We start from the raw sequence: 21,848 nt of genomic DNA on the forward strand, positions 1-21,848 counted from the left end.
AAGGGCCTACAGCGCGGTGGCTACCAGGCCGTCTTGGGCGCGGGCCACCAGCCGGCCCGCTCGGCCGGGGTCGCGGGCGAGCCGGTGATCCGCGGGACGACATCGGTCACCGCGGACAGCTCACCGCTCGCGATGGCCTGATACCACGAGATCCAGCTCTCGATCTGCACTCCGCTGACGCCCAGCCGCCACCGCCGCGCGAACGCTTCCTCCACGGTCTCGGGGACATAGCGGTAGGGCCGCCCGGTGGCCGCGGCGATCCGGGCGACCACTTCCTCAAGGGTGAGCGCCTCGGGCCCGGTGACCTCCAGGGTCGCCCCGTCGTGCTCGGAGCGGGGCCCCTCGTCGAGGGCGACGGCCGTGATCACATCGGCGATGTCGTCGTGGGTGACAAAGGCGGCCCGGCCATCTCCTCCGGGCCCGCTCACCACGAGTTCGTCGTCGGCGAGTGCGGCCGGTGTCGACGCGTAGAAGCCCGCCCTGAACACCGTGTGCCGGACCCCGGCCCCCGCCAGGTACTGCTCGGTCAGCCAGTGGTCGCGTGCGTTGCGATAGGTGGCCGTGGGCGCCGCCCCGAGGAGGGATACGTACAGCACCCGCTCCACCCCGACCGCCATCCCCGCCTCGACCGCGCCGGCGTGCTCCTCCAGCCGCCGCCCCGTGGGGTGCCCCGAGATCAGCACGAGCGTCGACGCCCCCGTGAGCGCGGTGCGCATCGCGCCCGCGTCGGCATACTCGGCCGGACCACGCCGCTGGGCACCCGGCAGTTCGGGGATGCGGCTGGGGTCGCGCCCCACGAGCAGTTGCGGAACACCACGCTCGGCGAGCCTGGCCGCGATCCGACTGCCCAGGGCCCCGGTGACGCCCGTGACCGCCACTGTGGCATGTGCCTGCTCAGACATGGGCCTTCCCTCCACCGTTCAAGGTACGATGTCTCTCGTACACGGCAGTGGATCACGCATGAAAGTACGACGCAAGTCGTACATGGGGGTGGTGGCGCATGACCAGAGAATCCGACGGCCCGGCGGTCGCCCAACTGGAGCTGGGCGCCGTACTCTCCGCACTCGCCGACCCCCACCGGCGCCGCATCGTCACGGAACTCGTGACCGCGCCCGAAGACGTCGAGCGCTCCTGCTCCTCGTTCCAGGCCCCGGTCAGCAAGTCCACCATGACCCACCACTTCAAGGTCCTGTCCGACTCCGGCCTCATCCGCACCACCGACTACGGCAACCGCAAGGGCGTGACCCTGCGCCGCACCGACCTGAACACCCGCTTCCCCGGCCTCCTCGCCCTCCTGGCCTCCGAAGCGACCCCTTAGTCCTACGGCGTCATCCTCCTGAGACCGGGCCGCTCGGACACGGTGCCGTACGCGGCGATGGTGCGTTGATGCCCGCTACGCTCGCCGGCCATGAGCGACGACATTCAGGACCATGGGCCGGTCCGTGACGCCTCTGTCGTGGTGGCCCGCGACGCCGATGGGCTGGTGGCCGTGTTGAGCGCGGATTTCCCCCGCCATGGCGGTGAGTACCTGTTCCTGCCGGGCGGGCGCAGGGAGGCGGGGGAAACGGCGGAAGGGTGTGCGCGGCGGGAGTTGCGGGAGGAGGCCGGGGTCATGGCCGAGACGTGGCGTTCGCTGGGGTCGTACGCGATGACCCTCGGCTCCACGGCGCGCGTGCATCTTTTCGAGGCCCGGCGGTTGACCGTCGGGCCTCAAAAACTCACCCCTACTGAGCGGGACTTCAAGCTTTCGTGGTGGTCGATGGGGGATGCGATCGACGCGGTCGGGCAGGGCCGCTTTCTGCTGCCGGCCGGGCCCTTGGCGCTGTTGCTCGCCGATCGAGGGCCCGGGGCCTCAACGGGTCGTGGTCGCGACCACGGTGAGGATTGAGCGGACCTGGGCGGTGATGGCTTCGCGGTTGTGGACGAAGTCGGGGTCGGTGATCTGGCCCGTGGTGGGGTCGGTGTTGTTCGGGCCGAACTGGAGGACCGGGGTGTGGAGATGGCCGCCCGGGGCCTTCAGGCCGACCGCGTCGCGCAGCAGGGTGGCGCGGTAGGCGATCTCGTTGGAGAGGTAGTCGCCGCCACCGCCCGCGCGGGCCGTCGAGCCGGGGGTCGGGCCGTTCGGCCGGACCACCGGGGTCGTGGCGCCCGCCGGGATCTCGGTGACCTCGGTGTGGTCGTAGACGGGGGTGGGGCCGGTGTCCGCCGTGACGATCTTCTCGTAGGGGAGGGTGGTCGTCGTCCACTGCGGCTGGGGGTTCGGGGTCGGCACATCGGACGGGATGGGGACGGTCTCGGTCCGGGAGATGTTCGCGTTGTCGGGGTAGCCACCCCGCCAGGCGCCGTTGGTGCGCTCGACGTCGAAGCGGCCCACCCGGCCCTGGCTCACCGTCATGAAGGCGTCCACCCGGCGCGGGCCGGACTGGAAGGCGGGCAGCAGCGTCCGCTCGACCGTGCCGTCCGCGAAGTCCGCCCAGCGGACGGGGAAGACGGCGGTCTCGACGCGGGCCGGACCGTTGTCCGTACGGATCGTCGTCCCGTCCAGCGCGAGCGCCGCCGCGCCCGACGGGTTGGAGCGGCGTACGTCGTCGTCCAGTTGGAACGGGTCGAAACCGGTGACCACGATGCGCTTGATGTGCTTGCCCGCCGGGAGGTCGAGCGAGTCCTCGCCGCGCGAGGTGCGCTCCAGGGTGTGCAGGAGCGCGGCGCGGCGGGCGTCGGGGAGCGGGAAGCCCGGCTGCCACTGCCCGAGCGCCCGCGTCATCCCGAGCCGCGCCCAGTACAGCGGCCGGTCGTCGTCCCTGCTCAGGTCCCCACCCGCGGGCCCCCGACCCTGTACGCGGTCCACCGCCCGCTGCCACAGGGCCCGGCCCTCGCGGCTGATCACGCGCTCGGCCTCCGTGGCGGAGTGCGTCTCCGCAAGGGCCCGGGCGAAGTCGGGTGCCACCTTGTCGAAACCGCTGCGGCGCAGGATCTCTTGGGGCGCGGCCCGGTCGAGCCGCTGCTCCTCGACCGTGGGGGTGGAAGTGGCGGTGGCTTTCGGCGCGGCCACGGCGGGGGTGGCGACGGCCAGGGAGACGGCGGCGAGGGCGACCAGGGCGCGTATCGGTCTCATGCGGGTCCTCTCAAGTGGCGGGAAAGGCGGCAGGAAAGCGGGTGTGAGTAGCTGGCGTACAGTACCCGGGCGGGCGCGGATGCCGGTTACGGTCCGGTCATGCGGGTGGAGTTTCTGACTGGGCACGGCCTTGCGGGCACCGGGGGGCTCGCCGGGAAGCACGTCGGCGAACCAGTCGAGTACCGCACGCTGTCGACGTCAGCGGGGGCGGATCCCGTCGAGCATCATGTGCAACAGCCGGGTACGTCGATCCGGGTCGGGCGGCAGTTCTCCGCCTACGCAGGCCACGGCTGTGACCAGTTGTCGTACTTCGTCGGCGTCGACGTCTGCGCGGAGAGCGCCGGCGTCGATCGCGCGGCGGATCAGGGCTGTGCCCGCGTCGGTGGCGAGCTGGCAATTGCCGCTCTCGTGGGCCGGTGGACGGACGAGGATCCGGAACAGGCCCTCGAACATCCCGCACTGTTCGACGTACGCGTCCAGCCAGCGGCTGACCGCTCTCAACGGGTCCGGCTCATCCAACAGCCGCACGCCGAGCCGGTGCAGGTCGGCGAAGCTGTTGTCGAGTACCGCGAGGATCAGGTCGTCCCTGGCCGGGAAGTGGCGGTACAGAGTGCCGGGGCCGACGCCGGCGGCGCGTGCTATGTCGTCCAGCGACGCGGTTGCGCCGTAGCGGTCGAACGCGTCACGGGCGGCGTCGATCACCGCACGGCGGTTGCGCGCTGCGTCGGCGCGCAGTGGACGCGCGCCCGTTCCGATAGCCACAGCACCCTCCTCAGCGCCCGTTCGGCGAGCGGGGACTGTCTCCACCTCAGAAATGGAGCCTATCTCCGAATAGTACGTGAGGAGCGTCGCCACGGGGGGTCGGCGCGGGGAGGGCGGTCGGACGCTACCCGGAGAGTGTCTCCGGATAGGTGTTAGGCTGGGTGTCAAGTGGAGACAGTCTCCGTTTAACTCGGGGCAGCAACGTCCGCCCCCAGAGGGCAGGGTCACGCCCCAGCGGCCAGACCTTCCCGGCTTCCGTCGACCAAGACCGCGTCTCAGCGGCGCCACACGCATGAGGTCATCAGGAGGAACAGCGATGAACAGGCAGTGGATCTACACAGCGGCGCCGGCAGGGAAGCTGACGACGGACATCTTCGAGCTGCGGAAACTCGACGTCCCCGAGCCGGGTCCCGGCGAAGTCCTGGTTCACAACCGGTACTTCAACGTCATGCCGGGCAATCGGGCCTACATGCACGCCAACCCCATTCACGGGCCGAACAGCCTCCACGCGGGGCAGCCGATGGTGAGCGTGGCGGTGGGCGAGGTCGTCGGTTCCAACGATCCGGGATTCGCGCCCGGAGATATGGTGCAGGCCATGTCGGCGTGGCAGGACTACGTCGCTGTGCCTGCCGAGAACCTCGTCAAGCGTGACGGCGCTCATTCCGCGGAGCATTACATCGGCCTACTGGGCCACACGGGCTACACGGCTTACTTCGGACTCCTCCACGTCGGCCGACCGCGCGCCGGTGAGACGCTGCTGGTCTCCGCGGCAGCGGGCGGCGTCGGATCCGCAGTCGTCCAGCTCGGCAAGATCTCGGGCTGCCGCGTGGTCGGCGTCGCCGGGGGACCGGAGAAGTGCGCGTGGCTGGAACAGGAAGTCGGGGCGGACGCGACCATCGACTATAAGGCCGGCGACCTGGCCGAGCGGCTGAAGCAGACCTGCCCCGAGGGTGTCGACCTGTTCTTCGACAACACGGGCGGACCCGTGCTCGAAGCCGCACTGGACGCCATGAAGAACGGGGGCCGCATCGTGCTCTGCGGCAACACGGCGCAGTACGACAGCGACAAGCCCATGAGCGGACCCAAGGGAGTGCCGCTCACCCTGATCCTGAAGGACCTCACCATGAAGGGGTTCGCCTGCAGCACCTACTGGGAGCAGTTCGGCGAAGCCGATCGCCACTACTCGTCCTGGCTCGAAGACGGACGGATCAAACCCTTCTACCACGTCATCGAGGGGCTGGAGCAGGCACCGAGTGCCCTCGTCGGTGTCCTGGGCGGCGCGAACCGCGGCATGACCATGGTCCGCGTCTGAGGTCCGTGGCTCCCGCCCCCGCATGTACGCGGGGGCGGGAGGGGAAACCGATACGCGACAGTGCCGCGCGCCCGCGGAGCGGCTCAGCGCGTCGAGAACGAGTGCACGGTCGTCGACCGGTAGGTCTGCCCCGGCCGCAGCACCGTCGACGGGAACGACGGCTGGTTGGGCGAGTCCGGGAAGTGCTGGGTCTCCAGGGCGAAGGCATCGCCTTGCCGGTAGACCTTCCCCGACGTGCCCGCGAACGTGCCGGTCAGGAAGTTGCCGGTGTAGAACTGCACTCCGGGCTCGGTCGTGGCGATCCGCATCACCCGGCCGGACTCCGGCTCGGTCACCGTCAGGAAGTGCTCGGGACGGCTGGTGATGCCCTTGTCCAGCACGAAGTTGTGGTCGATCCCCTGCCCGTAGAGCACCTGCTGGTGCGCCTCCCGGATGTCCCGGCCGATCTCCTTGGCGCGGCGGAAGTCGAACGGGGTCCCGGCCACCCTGGCGAGTTCGCCGGTGGGGATGAGGGTCTTGTCGACCGGGGTGTAGCGGGCGGCGGCGATCTCCAGCCGGTGGTTGTAGATGGAGCCGCTGCCCTCCCCGGCCAGGTTGTAGTACGTGTGGTTGGTGAGGTTCACGACCGTGGCCTTGTCGGTCGTGGCCTCGTAGTCGATGCGGAAGTCGCCCTCCGCCGTGAGCGTGTAGTCCACGCGCACGGTGAGCGTGCCGGGGTAGCCCATCTCGCCGTCGGGGCTGACCCGGCGCAGGGTGAGCCCCACGTCCGCGCCCTTGCGGAACGCCGCCACGGACCAGACGTGCTTGTCGAAGCCCTTGTCGCCGCCGTGCAGGCTGTTCGGCCCGTCGTTGATCGGGAGCTGGTACTTCTTGCCGTCCAGCGTGAAGGTGCCGCGGGCGATGCGGTTGCCGTAGCGGCCGATGAGGGCGCCGAAGTACGGGCTGTTGGCGACGTAGGAGTCCAGGTCGTCGAAGCCGAGCGACACATTGGCGCGGCGGCCGTGCCGGTCGGGGATCTCCAGGCTCTGGACGATGCCGCCGTAGCTGAGCACGCGCAGCCGGGTGCGGCCGTTCTCGATCGTCCAGCGGTCGACGTCCGTGCCGTCCGCGAGCGTGCCGAAGTGTTCCTTCACCGCGCCTCCCTTGCCCGCGGAGTCTCCCCCGCTGCCCGCGGAGTCTCCTCCGCTCTTCGCGTGGGCGGTGCCGGTCGTGGCGGCCGATGCCGCCAGTCCGGCCGCCGCCGCAGCCGTGATCACCGTGCGTCTGCTCGTGGTCATATGCGGCTCCCTAAGGCTAGATCCAAGAGGGACAGCTGACGGGGTACGACCCGGCAGCCGACGGGCCATGACCCCGCGGTCGAGGGGGCGTCACCCCGCGGTCGAGGGGTGACGATCCCGCGGTCGAGGGGTTACGACCCGACCTTGCGCTTGTTCCAGACATCGAAGCCGACCGCCGCCAGCAGCACCAGACCCTTGATCACCTGTTGGTAGTCGGTGCCGATGCCGACCAGCGACATGCCGTTGTTGAGCACGCCGAGCACCAGACCACCGATGATCGCGCCGAGCACCGTGCCCACACCGCCGCTGGCCGAGGCGCCGCCGATGAACGCGGCGGCGATGGCCTCGAGCTCGAAGTTGAGGCCCGCGCTGGGGGTGGCGGAGCCCAGCCGGGCGGCGAAGACCAGACCGGCGAGGGCGGACAGCACACCCATGTTGACGAAGACCATGAAGGTGACGCGCTTGTCCCGGACACCCGACAGCTTGGCCGCCGGCTGGTTGCCGCCGAGGGCGTACACATGCCGCCCGACCACGGTGTTGCGCATCACGAAGCTGAACAGGACGAAGAGCACGGCCAGGACCAGCAGCCCGTACGGCGCCCCGTGCCAGCTTGACAGCGTCATGGTGAAGGCCATCACGGCGGCCACGATCGCGGCGCACTTGACGAAGAACAGCCCCAGCGGCACCACGTCCAGCTCATAGGCCGCACGCTGCTGCCGGGCGCGCCACTCCTGCCAGACGGCGGCGGCGCAGACGACGAGGCCGATCACCATCGTCGGGTTGTGGTACTGCGTGTACGGGCCCATCTCCGGGATGAAGCCGGTGCTCATCTTCTCGAAGCCGTCGGGGAACGGCGACAGGGACTGACCGTCCAGCAGGATCTGGGTGCCGCCGCGGAAGGCCAGCATTCCGGCCAGGGTGACGATGAAGGACGGAATGCCTATGTAGGCGATCCAGAAGCCCTGCCAGGCCCCGGCCACCGCACCGAGCAGCAGACAGAGGACGACCGCGAGGCCCCACGGCATATCGTGCTTGATCATCATCACGCCGGCGGCCGCGCCGATGAAGGCGACCAGCGAGCCGACCGACAGATCGATATGCCCCGCGATGATCACGATCATCATGCCGATCGCGAGGATGAGGATGTAGCCGTTCTGCTGCACCAGGTTGGTGACGTTCAGCGGCCGCAGCAGGATGTCGTCCGACCAGATCTGGAAGATGACGATGATCAGGGCGAGCGCGACCAGCATCCCGTACTGCCGCATATTGGACCGCATGCTCTCCAGCAGCAGCGTCCCGACGCTGGGCGAGCCCTCGGCCGGCGGTGGGGCCGGGCTCTCGGTCTTCTGGGTGGCCGTGCTCATCCTTCGTCTCCTCTGTCCCTCGTCATGTGGCGCATCAGAACTTCCTGGGTCGCCTCGTCCCGGGGAACCTCCCCGGTCAGCCGCCCGGCCGCCATCGTGTAGATCCGGTCGCACATCCCCAGCAGCTCGCCCAGCTCGGAGGAGATGAAGATGACGGCCTTGCCCTGGGCCGCAAGGTCGTTGATGACCGTGTAGATCTCGTACTTGGCCCCGACGTCGATGCCACGGGTGGGCTCGTCGAGGATGAGCACCTCGGGACCGGCGAAGATCCACTTGCTGAGGACGACCTTCTGCTGGTTGCCGCCGCTGAGCCGGCCGACCCGCTCGAAGACCGTGGGGGCCTTGATGTTCATGGTCGTGCGGAACCGCTCGGCGACCCGTGACTCCTCGTGCTCGTTGACCACGCCGCGGCGTGCCACCTTCGTCAGCGAGGAGAGCGAGACATTGCGGCTGATGGTGTCATCGAGGTTGAGCCCGTACGTCTTGCGGTCCTCGGTGACATACGCGATGCCGTGGTCGATCGCCTCCGGCACGGTGCGGGTACGGACCTCCTGGCCGTCCCGGAACACCCGGCCGCCCGAGTAGCGCCCGTACGCCCGGCCGAAGACGCTCATGGCGAGCTCGGTGCGGCCGGCGCCCATCAGCCCGGCGATGCCGACGATCTCACCGCGCCGCACATTCAGCGACACCGCGTCCACGACCTTGCGCTGCTGGTCGATGGGGTGGTGGACGGTCCAGTCCTCGATGGCCAGGGCCACTTCGGAGGCGTCCTCGCCCTCGTACGGGGTGCGGTCGGGGAAGCGGTGGTCCAGGTCGCGGCCGACCATGCCGCGGATGATGCGGTCCTCGGAGACCTCGGGGTCGGCCTCGGGGGTCTCCCGGACGGTCAGGGTTTCGATGGTCTGGCCGTCGCGCAGGATGGTGACGGAGTCGGCGACGCGGCGGATCTCATTGAGCTTGTGGGAGATCAGGATGCAGGAGATGCCCTGCGCCTTGAATTCCAGCAGCAGATCGAGGAGTTTTCCGCTGTCCTCGTCGTTGAGCGCCGCGGTCGGCTCGTCCAGGATGAGCAGCTTGACTTCCTTGGAGAGCGCCTTGGCGATTTCCACCAACTGCTGTTTGCCCACGCCGATATCGGTGACGCGGGTCTGCGGCGAATCCGTCAGACCGACCCGCTTCAGCAGCGCGGTGGCGTGTCTGAGGGTTTCGTTCCAGCTGATGAGGCCGCGCCGGGAGTGCTCATTGCCGAGGAAGATGTTCTCGGCGATGGACAGATAGGGGATCAGGGCCAGTTCCTGATGGATGATGACGATGCCGCGCTGCTCGCTCGCGCGGATGTCCTTGAAGGCGCACGCCTCGCCCTCGAAGAGGATCTCGCCGTCGTAGCTGCCGTGCGGATGGACGCCGCTGACCACCTTCATCAGGGTGGACTTTCCCGCGCCGTTCTCCCCGCACAGGGCGTGGATCTCGCCCTTGCGGATATGGAGATTGACATCGGAGAGCGCTTTGACACCGGGGAAGGTCTTGGTGATGGAGCGCAATTCGAGAATGGTGCTCATAGCCCGGAACCGCCCTACTTCAGCTGCGACGCGGTGTAGTAACCCTGGTCGACCAGCACCTGTGTGTTGGACTTGTCGACGCTGACCGGGTTGAGCAGAAAGGTCGGCACGACCTTTTCGCCGTTGTCGTACGACTTGGTGTCGTTGACCGGGGGCTTGCCACCGGTCAGCTCCGCCTTGGCCATGTCCACCGTGGCCTTCGCCAGCTTGCGGGTGTCCTTGTAGATGGTCTGCGTCTGCTGGCCCCGGATGATGGACTTCACGGAGGCGAGCTCGGCGTCCTGCCCGGTCACCACCGGGTAGGGCTTGGCCTTGCTGCCGTAGCCGACGCCCTTGAGCGCCGAGAGGATGCCGATGGACATGCCGTCGTACGGTGAGAGCACGGCGTCGACATCGCGGCTGCTGTACGCCTTGTTGAGCAGGTCCTCCATGCGGTCCTGGGCGGCGCTTCCGCTCCACTTCTCGGTGTAGAGCTGGTTGAGACTGGTCTGCTTGGAGCGGACGACCAGCTCGCCCTTGTCCATGTACGGCTTGAGGACGCTCATCGCGCCGTTGAAGAAGTACTTGGTGTTGTTGTCGTCCGAGGATCCGGCGAACATCTCGATGGAGAACGGGCCCTTGCGGCCCTTGGACAGCCCCAGCTTGTCGGCGATGTACTGGCCCTGGAGCCGGCCGACCTTCTCGTTGTCGAAGGTCGCGTAGTAGTCGACGTTCGGGGTGCCCAGGAGCAGCCGGTCGTAGGAGATCACCGGGATCTTGGCCTCATGGGCCTGCTTCAGGACGTCGGAGAGCGCCCCGCCGTTGATCGGCGCGACCACCAGCAGCCGGTGGCCCTTGGTGATCATGTTTTCGAGCTGGGCCACCTGGGTGCGTACGTCGTCCTCGCCGTACTGCAGGTCCGTCTTGTAGCCCGCCGCCTGGAACTGCTTGGCCATGTTCCGGCCGTCGGCGATCCATCGCTCGGAGGACTTCGTCGGCATCGCGATGCCGATCGTTCCTCCCTCTTCCTTGCTCTTGTACCGGCTGCCGCCGACCGCCTCCTGGCCGCAGGCCGTGGCCGTCAGCGAGAGCGCGAGGAGGCCGGCGCCTATCGCCGCGGCTCGTGCTCCTCTTACCGTGCGCATGGTGTTGGGGTCCTTCCCTGGGGCGTCGTTGCGTCAGGAATTCAGGGGGGCCGCGTCGGCGGTGAAACGCCGCAGCGGACCCGGCAGCCGGGAGCCGAGCGGGGACATCCCGCCGTCCGCGCCCAGCCGGCCCAGCAGATCGAGCACGAGCCGCCCGCGGCGCACCCGCTCACGGGCGCTGCCCAGCGCCACGTCCCGTAGCTGGGCGCCGTACGGGTAGATCCCCGGGGATTTGCTGAGCCCGAACTTCAGATAGATGGGGGCACCGCGCCGGATCAGCTCCGCCGCGTCATAGAGCCGGACATAGCCACCGAGGTCGTCCGGGGCCTCGACATAGAAGTCCATCGGGGCGCGGGAGACCCGGCGGATCTCGGTGAGGTGCTCCAGCGTGAGGTCCGACGGGATGTTGATGGAGTCGGCCCCGAGCTGTTCGTACACCGCGAACGAGGCCGGGTTGACCGGGCCGACCAGCGCGGACAGCTTGAAGGTGGTGTCCGCGGGCAGCTCGCCGCGCTCCCGCAGCCGGTTCAGCAGCCACAGCACCCCCTCGTCGGCGACCAGCAGGCACTTCACGCCCAGCGAGACCGCGCGCAGCGCGTCCTCCACACATCCGGCCACCGCGTCATGGCCACGGGCGCGCAGGCCGCCGCCGCCGGAGTCGGAGCGGGTGGCGGCGCCGATGTCCCAGGTGCCGCGGGGGCCGGTGAACAGGCACAGCTCGGCGTTCCGCTCGGCGCAGGACTCCACCATCTCGGTGATCTCGGCATCGGTGAGCATCCAGACGCCGCTGCCCTGGCTGATCCGGTGGATCGGCACATCGAGCCGCCCGGCCTCCTTGAACACGGTGGCCAGCGCCTCCGGACCCTCGACGGACGGGATCTCGGTGCGCCAGGTGCCGCCGTCGGGGAAGGTGTGCGCGGAGGCGTCGGCGGGGTCGGGGGCGGGCGTGGCGTGGCCGAGCGAGGCGAGGGCCGCTTCGGCGGGCCGGCGGGGGCCGGGAGTGGTGGGTGAGGCGGCGGTCACGGTGCTCCCTGTGGAGTGATGGCCGGTGGTTCGGCGTCCGGCTGGTGCTGCCCAGGACATCGTTGTCCGGGTGGGGCTGGGTGGATGACTAGAGACGGTCCGGGAGGCTGGTGGGATGACGGGAGACGGGCGCGGGAGGCGTGCCACATGTGCTGATCGAGGCCCTTGCTAGTCGAGGTCCTGCGGACGCAGCAGCACCTTGCCGACGGCCGGATCGCCGCTGCCGACCAGCTCGATCGCGGAGGCGAAGTCGGTGAGCGGCAGCTCATGGGTGATCAGCGGCCGCAGGGTCAACAGCCCCGCGTCGAAGACCCGTACGGTATGCGACCAGGCGGCGGGCGGGGCGCCGAAGACGGTCTGCACCTCGATCTGGCGGACCACCAGATCGGTGGGGTCCAGCCCGTCGGCGCCCGCCGCCGGGATGCCGGTGAGCACCAGCCGGCCGCCCCGGCGCAGCAGCGAAGCGGAGCTACGGGCGGCGGAGGCCGATCCGGCGGTCTCGATGACCACGTCGTAGCCCGAGAGCTGGTCGGAGAGCTGGTCCCGGGTGCGGAAGTCGGTGGCGCCGAAGTCCAGCGACAGTTGCTCCCGGTCCGGGCGGGTGCCCACCACCAGCAGCCGCGCGGGGGAGACGGCGGCGAGGAACTGTACGGCGATCATGCCGAGCGTGCCGGTGCCGACCACCGCGACCCGCTCACCCGGCCGGGCGTGGGCCTTGAGCGCGGCGGCGGCGATACAGGCGGCGGGCTCCAGCAGGGCGGCCGCGCCCAGGTCGGCGTCGTCGGACAGCGGGTGCAGCAGCCGGGCCGGCAGGGTCAGGGTGTCGGCCATCGCCCCGGGCTGGGTGAAGCCGGTCTCCTCGTACCCGGCCGTGCACAAGGTGGTGTCCCCGGCGTGACAGCGGTCGCACACCTGGCAGTTGCGGAACCCCTCGCCGACGACCTTACGGCCGACGAGCGCCTCGGGGACGCCCGCGCCGACCGCCTCGACCGTGCCGGACCACTCATGGCCGGGGGTGACGGGGTAGCGGACGTACCCCTCGGGCCGGTTCCCCTGGTACAGCTCGCGGTCGCTGCCGCAGATCCCGGAGGCGTGGACGCGCACCCGCGCGTCACCGGCGCCGGGTTCGGCGATCGCCCGGCTCTCCAGCCGGTGGCTGCCGGGCTTGTCGAGTACCAGGACGTCTTCCATGCGGCTCATATGCATCGGCTCCCCTCGGCACCGTGCGTCTCCAGCCCGTTCGGACGTCGGCCCTTCGGCCCCTGAGCGAGGCGGGTGCCGACTGGGCGAAGCCGGGCGGCCCCGGCCACGGGCGGCCGTATCCCGGCGGCGCGATGTTCCACGGCGGTCATTCGCCTCGCCCCCCGGAGGGATTCCGCTTTTCCCAGCCCTCGGCCCACAGGTCGAAACGGGCCTGCTGCTGGGGGAATTCGGCCGCCGCGTCGGTGTCCAGCTCCACGCCGAGACCCGGCTCGTGGGAGAGCTGGAAGTAGCCGTCCACGACCTGCGGGGCGCCCTTGACCACCTTCTTGATCTCCGCGTCGGCGAAGTCGTTGAAGTGCTCCAGGATCTTGAAGTTCGGGGTGCAGCCGGCGAGTTGCAGCGATGCGGCGGTCAGCACCGAGCCGCCCACATTGTGCGGCGCGATCAGTACGTAGTGCGTCTCGGCCGTGGCGGCCAGCTTGCGCGCCTCGCCGATGCCGCCGATGTGGCCGACGTCGGGCTGGATGATGTCGGCGGCCTGCGACTCGAACAACTCGCGGAACTCGATGCGGTCGTGGATGCGCTCGCCCGTCGCGATCGGCAGACGCGTCTTCTCCGCGACCTTCGCCAGCGCCTTGAGGTTCTCCGGCGGCACCGGCTCCTCCAGCCACGAGGGATGGAACCGCTCCAGCTCCCCGGCGATGCGGACGGCGGTCGCCGGGCTGAACCGCCCGTGCATCTCCACCAGCAGCTCGGCCTCCGGCCCGATCGCGTCCCTTACGGCCTCCACGAGGGAGATCGAATGCAGGGTCTCCGCGTGGTCCAGCTCGAAGTGGCCGGTGCCGAACGGGTCCAGCTTCAGCGCCCGGTAGCCGCGCTCGACCACCGTGGAGGCCGCCTTGTGGAACGCCTCGGGGGTGCGCTCGACGGTGTACCAGCCGTTGGCGTACGCCTTGACCCGGTCCGTCACCTTCCCGCCGAGCAGCTGCCAGACGGGCACCCCGAGCGCCTTGCCCTTGATGTCCCAGCAGGCCATCTCCACACAGGCGATCCCGGACATCACGATCTCGCCCGCCCGGCCGTAGTCGCCGTACTTCATCCGCCGGACCAGGTCCTCCACCGCGAACGGGTCCGAGCCGGCGAGGTGGTTGAGCTCGGCCTCGCGCAGATAGCCCAGCAGCGCATCGGTCCGCCCGAGCATGCGGGTCTCGCCGACGCCGGTGATCCCCTCGTCCGTGTGGACCTGCACATAGGTGAGGTTGCGCCAGGGGGTGCCGACGACATGCGTACTGATACCGGTGATGCGCACAGCAATCGACCCTTCGCGATGTTCGATATTTCGTCACACGTTCGAAATCTTGGCGTGACCGTAGCCAGCCCTCGTCAGGGGTGTCAATGGTTGTGCGTCGAATGGCATTCGAACGTGACGAACCATCATGACCGATCAAGAACCATCATGACCGATCATCGCGGCATCAGGCCAGACGGGGGTCAGATCAGCCGGAAGTCGGTGAAGTCGGCGGTGAACGTCGCGTCGACCAGGTCGACGGCGTGCAGGCATACCATGGCCCCGGTGAAGCGCAGCCGGGCGCCGTGGTCGTCCGACAGGCGACTGAAGTCCAGTGGCGGACCGATCGGTGTGCGTACCCCGGCGTCGAGATACCAGAACCGGGCCTCGGCGCGGTCGACGGTGACGCCCAGGCAGAGCGGCCCTTCCGCGTCGACGGGGACGACGGCCGCCTGCCGTCTGGTGGCCTCGTCGCGTTCGGTGAGGCTGAGTACGGTGCGGCCGGTGCCTCGCCACTGCTGGCCGCGCTGCGCCTCGCCCTCGGGCTCCGCCCAGGTCAGATCCAGGCTGAGGTAGGCGTCCGTGGAGAAGTAGAGCACCAGCCCGGCCGCCTGGGTGAAGGTCGACGGCCGTGCCTCGACCGTGACGCGGGCCTCGAAACGGTGCTCGGTGATGCGCTGCCCGAGCAGGCTCTGCGCCCATGACGACTCCGGTCCGTGCCGTCCGCGCAGCCGGATCCAGCCCGGACGGCTGGTGGTGTCGGTCCAGCAGGGATCGGGGTGGCGGCGCAGGGTGCTCCACGGCCACGGCAGCGGGCCGTAAAGGTGGGAGGGGGCGGCCGGTGCCGGTGCCGGGCGGTCGCTCGGGTGCGCGGCCGGCACGGGATTCCCTGCCGGTACGGCCACTTCGGCCGCGGGGTGCCAACCCCCGTGCCGCAGCCGGGGCCAGCCGTCGGCGTCCCAGGTCACGGCCTGGATCGCGGTCTCCCGGCCGAGAGGACAGCGCGGTCCGTCCGGTGTGCGCAGCGGCCGGGCCGTCAGGTGACTGAGGAACCAGTCGCCGTGCGGCGTCTCGACCAGCTCGGCGTGCCCGGCCTTCTGCAGCGGCAGGGACGGGTCGTCGCGGGAGGTGAGAAGGGGGCGGTCGTCGAGTTCGTAGCCCCCGGTGAGACCGCGGCTGCGGGCCACGCGGACCCCGTGCTCATAGCCGGTGCCGCACTCGGCCAGCACCAGGTAGTACCAGCCGTCGCGTGCCAGCAGCTTGGGCCCCTCGATGAGCCGTTCATGCTGCAGCAGCAGGTGCGTGCCGCCGGCCGGCGCGAGCGTGGTGCGGTCCAGCTCCGTCAGCACGATCCCGGCGAAGCGCCGTCCGCCGGGGCGGTGGTCGTTCTGCACGTTGAGCAGCCACAACCGGCCCTCGTGGTGAAAGAGCGCGGGGTCGAACCCGTGGCTCGGGACCCGGCGCGGGGCGGTCCACTCCCCGGCGACATCGGTCGCGGTGGTGAGGTAGGTGTCCAGGTCGAAATAGGGCGTGCCGACCGACCGTACGACGGAATACACCGCCCAGAACCGCTCCCCGTCCCAGCTCAGCGACGGCGCCCAGACGCCACCCGAATCGGGCACCCCCGCCAGCGAGCCCCCGGGGACCGCGCCGCGCACATGGCCCGCGTACTCCCAGTGCGCCAGGTCCCGGGAGCGGTGGATCGGGATCGTGGGAAACCACTCGAAGGAGCTGGTGGCCAGGTAGTACCAGCCGCCCACGCGGATCAGGGACGGATCGGGGGCGAACCCCCGGATGACCGGGTTGCGCAGCACCGTCATTTGAGGGCCCCCAGGGTGACCCCGGTGCGCCAGTAGCGGCGCATGGCCACCATCATGACCGCCATCGGCGCGATGGACAGCAGCGCACCGGTCAGTACCAGACTGGTCAGGTCGACACCCGACTCCAGGCGTTTGCCGGTCCAGTTGTACAGGCCCAGATTGAGGGTCCAGTTCTCCTCGCCGCGCAGTACGGTCAGCGGCAGGAAGAAGGCGTTCCAGGTGTTGACGAACGCGAGCAGGAACACCGTGGCGCCGCCCGTGGTCATCATCCGCAGCACGACGCTGAAGAAGATCCGCAGCTCACCGGCGCCGTCCAGGCGGGCCGCCTCCAGTAGTTCGAACGGGACGGTGGCCTCGGTGTAGACCTTGGCCAGGTACACGCTGAACGGGTTGATCAGGCAGGGGATCAGCATCGCCCACACGGTGTCGACCAGGCCGATCGCCGAGAACATCAGATACAGCGGGAGCGTGAGCAGGGCGATCGGGATGAGGAACGAGCCCACCACACACGCGAACACCACCTTGCGGCCCGGGAAGTCGAAGCGGGCGAGGCCGTAGCCGGCGGCGAGGGCGATGAGGGTGCCCCCGAGGGAGCCGACGCCGGCGTACAGGAACGAGTTGGCGGTCCAGCGCAGGAAGATGCCGTCCTCGTAGGTGAACAGCTGACGCAGGTTGTCCCACAGGTGCATACCGGAGAACCACAGCCCGTTGCTCTGATAGAGGCCGGTGCGGTTCTTGGTGGCGGCGACGATCAGCCACCACACCGGGAACAGGCTGTACGCGCTCGCCAGGACCAGACCGATCAGCAGGAAGCGCTGTCCGCCACGGGACCGCGAGGCGCGGTCCGCGCGGGTGAACCGCCGCACGGTGCGGATGGAGGTCCGCGCCACCCCGTGCTCGGTCCGCTCGGTGTGCTTGGAGTTCCCGGTGTTCTGGGTCAGCGTCATCAGTCGGCCTCCCTCGAGGTCAGCCGGTAGAAGAGGAAGGAGGCGACGCCGAGGATGAGGGCGAGCAGCACCGACAGTGCCGCGGCGTAGTGGTAGTCACCGGCGTTGAACGCCTTGTTGTAAATGATCATGATCGGGGTGAAGCTGTCGTTCACCGTCTGCGGGGTGACGTTCCGGAACAGCGCGGGCTCGTTGAAGATCTGGAGCATCTGGATGACGGACAGCAGCCCGGTCAGCACGAGGGCACCGCGCACGTACGGGATCTTGATGGCGCGGGCGATACGGATTTCGGAGGCGCCGTCCAGCCGCGCCGCCTCGAACAGCTCGCGGGGTACGCCCTGGAGCGCCGAGTAGATGATCACCATGTTGTAGCCGATGCCGTGCCAGGTGAGCAGGTTGCCGATGGACGGCCAGACCATGGAGGGCGCGAAGAAGTTCCAGTCGAAGCCGAACACCGTGCCGAGCGGTGTCAGCGGGCCGACCTCGGGACTGTAGAGGTTGATCCAGACGATGGCGGCGACCACTCCCGGGATCATGTACGGCACCAGCAGGACGATCCGGAACCTGGCCGCGAGCCGTGCGGTCAGCGCGTCCAGGAACAGCGCCAGCAGCAGGCTGATGAACAGCATTACCGGGATCTGCGCACAGGCGAACAGCATCACCCGCAGGATGGAGCTCATGAACGCCGGATCGGTCAGCCCCTGCCGGTAGTTGTCCAGTCCGGAGAACGCCTCCGTCGCACCGCCGAGACCGAGCCCGGACTGCCGCGTGCGGAAGAGCGACTGGTGGACGGCGTAGCCGATCGGGAGCAGATACAGGAAGACGAAGCCGAGTTGGAAGGGCGCGGTGAACGCGGCGCCCTTCCACCGCAGGGAGCGAATCATCGGTGTCCTCAGCCCTTGACGCTGATACCGCGCGACTTCAGGTCCTTGACCGTCCACCGCTGCATATGCGCGAGCAGATCGGTGACCTTCTCCTTCTTGCTGACCACCTTGGCCCAGCCGTTCTGCAACTCGGTGAACATCGCGGTCCAGTTCGGGCCGAAGGTCCAGTCCGTGGTGACCGTCTTCAGGCTGTCGGTGACGACCTTCTTGCCGGGCCGGTAGTTCTTGCCGAGCAGCTTGGCGGAGATCGCTTTGTCGGCGTAGGTGCCGCCGTCGGCCAGGCCCGGCATCACGCCGTTGCCGGTTTCCGGGCCGGCCATGGTCTTGACCGCACCCCGGTCGGTGGACATCCACAGCGCCGCCTCGGCGGCCTGCTCCTGGTGCTCGCAACTCTTGGTCACCAGGGTCAGGCTGCCGGTGAGGTTGGTGCCGGCCGGGGTCTTCGCCGACTGGCCGCTGTACGCCGGCCAGGGGGACAGCGCCCACTTGCCGAAGGACTTGCTGAAGTTCTGCACCATCCCGGCCATCTGCCAGGTGGAGATCTGCCGGGTCGCGGTGGCGCCGTTGTCGTAGTTGCGCTGCACGGCCGCGTAGTCCGCGAAGGAGAGAGTGGAGTTGATGTCGTTGTCGATGATCTCCTGGATCACCTTGGCGGCCTCGAGGCTGCCCGCGTCCTGGAAATTCACCTTCCAGGAGTTGCCGTCGATGGCGTACCAGTGGGCCCCGGCCTGCATCGCGAGCACTTCCAGGGTGCTCGGGTCCTCACCGGCGAAGTTGGTGATCTTTATACCGTGCTTCTTCAGTACCTTGCCCGCGGCGATGAAGTCGTCCCAGGTCGCGGGCGGTTCGATGGCGTACTTCGCGAAGATGTCGGTGCGGTAGATGGTGAAGTTGGGGGCCGAGCTGGTGGGGACGCCGTAGACCTTGCCCTGCACCTGCGCTCCCGCCCAGGAGCCGGGGTTGAACTTGTCCTTGCTCGACTTCAGGTACGGGGTGATGTCGGCGAGCGCGTCCTGCGAGACCCAGCTCGTCAGGTACTCGGCGGTGTTCTGCACCAGACAGGGAGCGTTGCCGGCCTTGACCGCGTTCGTCAGCTGCTTCTGCATGGTCAGTTGATCGGTGACCTTGGTGTACGTGAGCTTGATGTCCTTGTGGCTCGCGTTGAACGCCTTGACGACGGCATCCTGGCCGTTGGCCCAGCCCCAGTAGGGGAGGGTGACCGGGCCCGAGGACGAGGTGTCGCCGGAGCCGGATCCGCCGCAGGCGGAGAGCAGACCTGTCAGCGCGAGACCTACGGCGGCGGCGCGGGCGAACCTTCTCCGAGGACTGGTGACATTCATCGGGAACCTCCGAGGAAACCCCCGCCTTCAGGCGGGGGAGGAATCGGACTCCTGCGGAGCAGGGCAGGGAAAGTCGAATCGCCGCCAAGGCGATTCGGCGCCCGCCGCTGACAACTCCTCAGGCAGTCACCATCTGATGCGCTAACTTGTGAGCCGTGGCCACTCACGTGAAGCGGGCGTATCGGTACCGCTTCTATCCGACCGATGCGCAGGCGGCCGAGCTGTCGCGCACGTTCGGGTGCGTGCGGAAGGTCTACAACATGGCGCTCGCGGCCCGTACGGAGGCGTGGGTGCTGCGGCAGGAGCGCATCAACTACAACGCCACCTCGGCGATGCTGACGGCGTGGAAGAAGACCGAGGAACTCGCCTACCTGAACGACGTCTCCTCGGTCCCGCTCCAGCAGACCCTGCGGCACCTGCAAGGGGCGTTCACCAACTTCTTCGCCAGGCGCGCGAAGTACCCGCGGTTCAAGTCGCGGAAGAGGTCCCGTAACAGTGCGGAGTACACCACCAGCGGGTTCCGGTTCCGGGCGGGGAAGCTGACGCTGGCGAAGATGGGCGAGCCGCACGACATCGTCTGGTCGCGTCCCCTCCCGGAAGCCGCTTCCCCCTCCACGGTGACCGTGTCGCAGGATGCCGCCGGGCGCTGGTTCGTCTCCCTCCTCGTCGAAGACCCCGACGTCCAGCCGCTTCCCGCCAGCGGCCGGGCGGTCGGCATCGACGCCGGACTCGACCACCTGCTCACCCTGTCGACCGGCGAGAAGATCGCCAACCCCCGGCACGAGCGGTGCGACCGCGCCCGCCTCGCCCGCGCGCAACGGGACCTCACCCGCAAGGCCAAGGGGAACGGCGCCAACCGCGTCAAGGCCCGCCGCAAGGTCGCCAAGGTCTACGCCCGCATCGCCGACCGCAGGCGTGACCACCTGCACAAGCTCACCACTCGACTCGTGCGTGACAACCAAACGCTCGTGATCGAGGACCTCACCGTCCGGAACCTGCTCAGGAACGGCAAGCTGTCCCGGGCGATCTCCGACGCGGCATGGTCTCAGTTCCGGAGCATGCTGGAGTACAAGGCCGTCTGGTACGGCCGCGAAGTGATCGCGGTCGACCGCTGGTTCCCCTCCTCCAAGCTGTGCTCCGTATGCGGCACCCTGCAAAGGAAGCTGCCGCTCAGCGTCCGCACCTGGACGTGCGACTGCGGCACGACCCACGACCGGGACGTGAACGCGGCGAAGAACCTTCTGGCCGCCGGGCTGGCGGTGTCGGCCTGTGGAGCCGGTGTAAGACCTCAACGGGAGTCCTCCCGGATGGGGCAGTCGGTGATGAAGCAGGAATCCCCACGGCGCGAGCCGTAGGAATCCCCCTCGTTCACGAGGGGGAAGAAGTCAACTGACGTGATCCTTCGGAGTGGAGGCATGGTGAGTGACGAACCGTCAGGGGGGCTCGGTGCGGGCCGGATACGCCGGGCCGGCAATGCGCGGGATTCCGCTGAGCAGAAGCGGTAGAAAGCGTTTCCCGAGACGGTAGGGCCTTCAGTCACGCCCCATCAAGAGATCGGACCGAACTTTGTTGCGAGGGGCCCGGTCTGGCTGGTGGAAGCGGTTACGAAAACCGGATCCCCGGAAACGTGAAACGTGGGAAACGAGGAAACGCCCGTGGAGCGGGGCTACGAGCGCGGAGCGGGAGGCTGGACGGAGTTGCGCACGACGACGTGCGTACCCAGCACATGGTGGTCGCCGTCGCCGCTTCCCCGGCGGCCGGCGTTCGCCTCGTGCCGGTCGGCCACGGCACGCAGCGCGACCCGGCCCATCTCCTCGTACGGCACGTGCACGGTGGTCAGTTGGGGAGTGAGCTGGGAGGCCAGCGGGATGTCGTCGAAGCCGACGATCGACACGTCCTCGGGCACCCTCAGGCCCGCCGCACGCAGCGCCTGCAAGGCGCCCGCGGCCACCACATCGGTTCCCGCGAGCACCGCCGTGAAGTCCAGGCCCTCGCGCAGACTCGCCTCCACGGCCCGGTGGCCGTGCCCGTCGTCGTACGGCCCGTGTCGCACCATGCCCGGGTCGAACGGCACGCCGTACGCCTCGAAGGCCCGCTGAGCGCCACGCAACCTGCCCTGTGCGGTGGTGAGTTCGGCCGGCCCCGGCAGTACCAGGATCCGGCGGTGTCCGGCCGACAGCAGGTGGCTGGCCATCGCGTAGGCGCCGCCCTCGTTGTCGTAGTCGACGGTGGTGGCCGGTACGTCGCCCTTGAGCGGCGGCCTGCCCACCAGCACCAGCTGCGAGCCGGCCGCGTTCAGGGAGCGGGCAAAGCGGGCCATGCGCAGTTGGTACTCGTCGAAGTCGTAGGCACCGCCGAGCAGCACCACCGCGGCCACGCCCTGCTGGCGCATCAGGTTCACCAGGGCGAGCTCCCGCTCGGGGTCGTCGCCCGTGGTGCCGACCAGGGAGAGCCAGCCACGCAGGGTGGCGGCGCCTTCGACGCCTTTGGCCACATGGGCGAAGGCGGCACCGGTGATGTTGTTGATGAGGATGGCCACCGTCGGCGTGCTGCCGCCGGCCAGGGAGCGGGCGTGGGCGTTGGTGACGTAGTCCAGGTCCTGTACGACCTTCATCACCCGACGGCGCAGATCGTCGGAGACCGGGTAGTTGCCGGACAGCACACGGGAGACGCTGGCCACGGACACCCCCGCGCGGTCCGCCACGTCGCGGATGGTCGCCCGGCCGGTGTCCCCCGGAGCCTTGCGCTGACTCACCGTTGCGGCTCCTTCACCGTAGCGTCTTCCGCGTGGCGGGCTGCCCCGCTCCCACCTGGTCGGAAACCGTATCCC

Annotated in this window: 19 protein-coding genes; 4 read left to right on the plus strand and 15 right to left on the minus strand. The window is 69.1% G+C overall.

From position 1 onward, the window contains the following. Positions 1-20: 20 nt before the first annotated feature. On the minus strand, positions 21-902 hold the full coding sequence (locus J5X86_RS10185) for an NAD(P)H-binding protein (protein WP_208516400.1): 882 nt from the start codon (positions 900-902) through the stop codon (positions 21-23). A 98-nt stretch (positions 903-1,000) separates the two neighbouring features. Here J5X86_RS10185 and J5X86_RS10190 point away from each other — a divergent pair, with 98 nt between their 5' ends. Together J5X86_RS10190 and J5X86_RS10195 are read left to right on the plus strand one after the other, a co-directional pair. Continuing rightward, positions 1,001-1,318, plus strand: a complete 318-nt coding sequence (locus J5X86_RS10190; protein WP_208516401.1) for a helix-turn-helix transcriptional regulator — start codon at positions 1,001-1,003, stop codon at positions 1,316-1,318. A gap of 90 nt (positions 1,319-1,408) precedes the next feature. Further along, the gene (locus tag J5X86_RS10195; protein ID WP_208516402.1) at positions 1,409-1,888 is read left to right on the plus strand and encodes an NUDIX hydrolase; all 480 of its coding nucleotides are present in this window, start codon (positions 1,409-1,411) and stop codon (positions 1,886-1,888) included. Here J5X86_RS10195 and J5X86_RS10200 read toward each other — a convergent pair. Together J5X86_RS10200 and J5X86_RS10205 are read right to left on the minus strand one after the other, a co-directional pair. Next, positions 1,853-3,115, minus strand: a complete 1,263-nt coding sequence (locus J5X86_RS10200; RefSeq protein WP_208516403.1) for a pyroglutamyl peptidase — start codon at positions 3,113-3,115, stop codon at positions 1,853-1,855. The two genes, J5X86_RS10195 and J5X86_RS10200, sit on opposite strands and share 36 nt — an antisense overlap. Positions 3,116-3,313: 198 nt before the next feature. Then, on the minus strand, positions 3,314-3,877 hold the full coding sequence (locus tag J5X86_RS10205; protein WP_208516404.1) for a TetR/AcrR family transcriptional regulator: 564 nt from the start codon (positions 3,875-3,877) through the stop codon (positions 3,314-3,316). A 316-nt stretch (positions 3,878-4,193) separates the two neighbouring features. Here J5X86_RS10205 and J5X86_RS10210 point away from each other — a divergent pair, with 316 nt between their 5' ends. Continuing rightward, positions 4,194-5,189, plus strand: a complete 996-nt coding sequence (locus tag J5X86_RS10210) for an NADP-dependent oxidoreductase (RefSeq protein WP_208516405.1) — start codon at positions 4,194-4,196, stop codon at positions 5,187-5,189. 83 nt (positions 5,190-5,272) lie between these two features. Here J5X86_RS10210 and J5X86_RS10215 read toward each other — a convergent pair whose 3' ends face one another. The 11 genes from J5X86_RS10215 to J5X86_RS10265 form a co-directional block, all read right to left on the minus strand. Next, the gene (locus tag J5X86_RS10215; RefSeq protein WP_208516406.1) at positions 5,273-6,466 is read right to left on the minus strand and encodes an aldose epimerase family protein; all 1,194 of its coding nucleotides are present in this window, start codon (positions 6,464-6,466) and stop codon (positions 5,273-5,275) included. Between the two features lie 131 nt (positions 6,467-6,597). Further along, on the minus strand, positions 6,598-7,830 hold the full coding sequence (mmsB, locus tag J5X86_RS10220) for a multiple monosaccharide ABC transporter permease (RefSeq protein WP_078641216.1): 1,233 nt from the start codon (positions 7,828-7,830) through the stop codon (positions 6,598-6,600). Beyond that, a complete protein-coding gene (gene mmsA, locus J5X86_RS10225; RefSeq protein WP_208516407.1) occupies positions 7,827-9,389 on the minus strand; it encodes a multiple monosaccharide ABC transporter ATP-binding protein in 1,563 nt (520 codons plus the stop codon). Before mmsA ends, mmsB begins: the two co-directional genes overlap by 4 nt. A 14-nt stretch (positions 9,390-9,403) precedes the next feature. Continuing rightward, positions 9,404-10,513, minus strand: a complete 1,110-nt coding sequence (chvE, locus tag J5X86_RS10230) for a multiple monosaccharide ABC transporter substrate-binding protein (RefSeq protein WP_208516408.1) — start codon at positions 10,511-10,513, stop codon at positions 9,404-9,406. A 33-nt stretch (positions 10,514-10,546) separates the two neighbouring features. Then, complete coding sequence (locus tag J5X86_RS10235; RefSeq protein WP_208516409.1) at positions 10,547-11,536, minus strand: hypothetical protein; 990 nt, start codon at positions 11,534-11,536, stop codon at positions 10,547-10,549. Between the two features lie 168 nt (positions 11,537-11,704). Next, the gene (locus J5X86_RS10240) at positions 11,705-12,727 is read right to left on the minus strand and encodes a zinc-binding dehydrogenase (protein ID WP_208516569.1); all 1,023 of its coding nucleotides are present in this window, start codon (positions 12,725-12,727) and stop codon (positions 11,705-11,707) included. A gap of 157 nt (positions 12,728-12,884) precedes the next feature. Then, on the minus strand, positions 12,885-14,048 hold the full coding sequence (locus tag J5X86_RS10245; protein WP_093461502.1) for a mandelate racemase/muconate lactonizing enzyme family protein: 1,164 nt from the start codon (positions 14,046-14,048) through the stop codon (positions 12,885-12,887). A gap of 182 nt (positions 14,049-14,230) precedes the next feature. Beyond that, positions 14,231-15,847 carry a family 43 glycosylhydrolase gene (locus J5X86_RS10250; protein WP_208516410.1) on the minus strand — a complete coding sequence of 539 codons (1,617 nt, stop codon included), beginning with the start codon at positions 15,845-15,847 and terminating at the stop codon, positions 14,231-14,233. After that, positions 15,844-16,794 carry a carbohydrate ABC transporter permease gene (locus tag J5X86_RS10255; protein WP_243979964.1) on the minus strand — a complete coding sequence of 317 codons (951 nt, stop codon included), beginning with the start codon at positions 16,792-16,794 and terminating at the stop codon, positions 15,844-15,846. Before J5X86_RS10255 ends, J5X86_RS10250 begins: the two co-directional genes overlap by 4 nt. Continuing rightward, positions 16,794-17,678 carry a carbohydrate ABC transporter permease gene (locus J5X86_RS10260; protein ID WP_208516411.1) on the minus strand — a complete coding sequence of 295 codons (885 nt, stop codon included), beginning with the start codon at positions 17,676-17,678 and terminating at the stop codon, positions 16,794-16,796. The genes J5X86_RS10255 and J5X86_RS10260 overlap by 1 nt, the downstream gene beginning before the upstream one ends. An 8-nt stretch (positions 17,679-17,686) precedes the next feature. Continuing rightward, positions 17,687-19,018, minus strand: coding sequence for an ABC transporter substrate-binding protein (locus tag J5X86_RS10265; protein WP_208516412.1), 1,332 nt, complete (start codon positions 19,016-19,018; stop codon positions 17,687-17,689). Positions 19,019-19,173: 155 nt separating this feature from the next. Here J5X86_RS10265 and J5X86_RS10270 point away from each other — a divergent pair, with 155 nt between their 5' ends. Continuing rightward, positions 19,174-20,373: an RNA-guided endonuclease TnpB family protein gene (locus J5X86_RS10270; protein ID WP_208516413.1), complete on the plus strand. Its 1,200-nt coding sequence runs from the start codon at positions 19,174-19,176 to the stop codon at positions 20,371-20,373. A gap of 311 nt (positions 20,374-20,684) precedes the next feature. Here the strand turns inward: J5X86_RS10270 and J5X86_RS10275 are convergent, their stop codons facing one another. Further along, positions 20,685-21,773, minus strand: a complete 1,089-nt coding sequence (locus tag J5X86_RS10275) for a LacI family DNA-binding transcriptional regulator (RefSeq protein WP_208516414.1) — start codon at positions 21,771-21,773, stop codon at positions 20,685-20,687. Between the last annotated feature and the right edge of the window lie 75 nt (positions 21,774-21,848).

The organism is Streptomyces sp. NEAU-YJ-81, assembly GCF_017592595.1.
GTDB classification, from domain to species: Bacteria; Actinomycetota; Actinomycetes; order Streptomycetales; family Streptomycetaceae; genus Streptomyces; species Streptomyces hygroscopicus_B.

What these genes read in the sequence shown, in the direction of transcription:
- J5X86_RS10185 (WP_208516400.1), bottom strand. Translation starts at nt 902, where the DNA reads ATGTCTGAGCAGGCACATGCCACAGTGGCGGTCACGGGCGTCACCGGG.
- J5X86_RS10190 (WP_208516401.1), top strand. Translation starts at nt 1,001, where the DNA reads ATGACCAGAGAATCCGACGGCCCGGCGGTCGCCCAACTGGAGCTGGGC.
- J5X86_RS10195 (WP_208516402.1), top strand. Translation starts at nt 1,409, where the DNA reads ATGAGCGACGACATTCAGGACCATGGGCCGGTCCGTGACGCCTCTGTC.
- J5X86_RS10200 (WP_208516403.1), bottom strand. Translation starts at nt 3,115, where the DNA reads ATGAGACCGATACGCGCCCTGGTCGCCCTCGCCGCCGTCTCCCTGGCC.
- J5X86_RS10210 (WP_208516405.1), top strand. Translation starts at nt 4,194, where the DNA reads ATGAACAGGCAGTGGATCTACACAGCGGCGCCGGCAGGGAAGCTGACG.
- J5X86_RS10215 (WP_208516406.1), bottom strand. Translation starts at nt 6,466, where the DNA reads ATGACCACGAGCAGACGCACGGTGATCACGGCTGCGGCGGCGGCCGGA.
- mmsB (WP_078641216.1), bottom strand. Translation starts at nt 7,830, where the DNA reads ATGAGCACGGCCACCCAGAAGACCGAGAGCCCGGCCCCACCGCCGGCC.
- mmsA (WP_208516407.1), bottom strand. Translation starts at nt 9,389, where the DNA reads ATGAGCACCATTCTCGAATTGCGCTCCATCACCAAGACCTTCCCCGGT.
- chvE (WP_208516408.1), bottom strand. Translation starts at nt 10,513, where the DNA reads ATGCGCACGGTAAGAGGAGCACGAGCCGCGGCGATAGGCGCCGGCCTC.
- J5X86_RS10240 (WP_208516569.1), bottom strand. Translation starts at nt 12,727, where the DNA reads ATGGAAGACGTCCTGGTACTCGACAAGCCCGGCAGCCACCGGCTGGAG.
- J5X86_RS10250 (WP_208516410.1), bottom strand. Translation starts at nt 15,847, where the DNA reads ATGACGGTGCTGCGCAACCCGGTCATCCGGGGGTTCGCCCCCGATCCG.
- J5X86_RS10255 (WP_243979964.1), bottom strand. Translation starts at nt 16,794, where the DNA reads ATGACGCTGACCCAGAACACCGGGAACTCCAAGCACACCGAGCGGACC.
- J5X86_RS10260 (WP_208516411.1), bottom strand. Translation starts at nt 17,678, where the DNA reads ATGATTCGCTCCCTGCGGTGGAAGGGCGCCGCGTTCACCGCGCCCTTC.
- J5X86_RS10265 (WP_208516412.1), bottom strand. Translation starts at nt 19,018, where the DNA reads ATGAATGTCACCAGTCCTCGGAGAAGGTTCGCCCGCGCCGCCGCCGTA.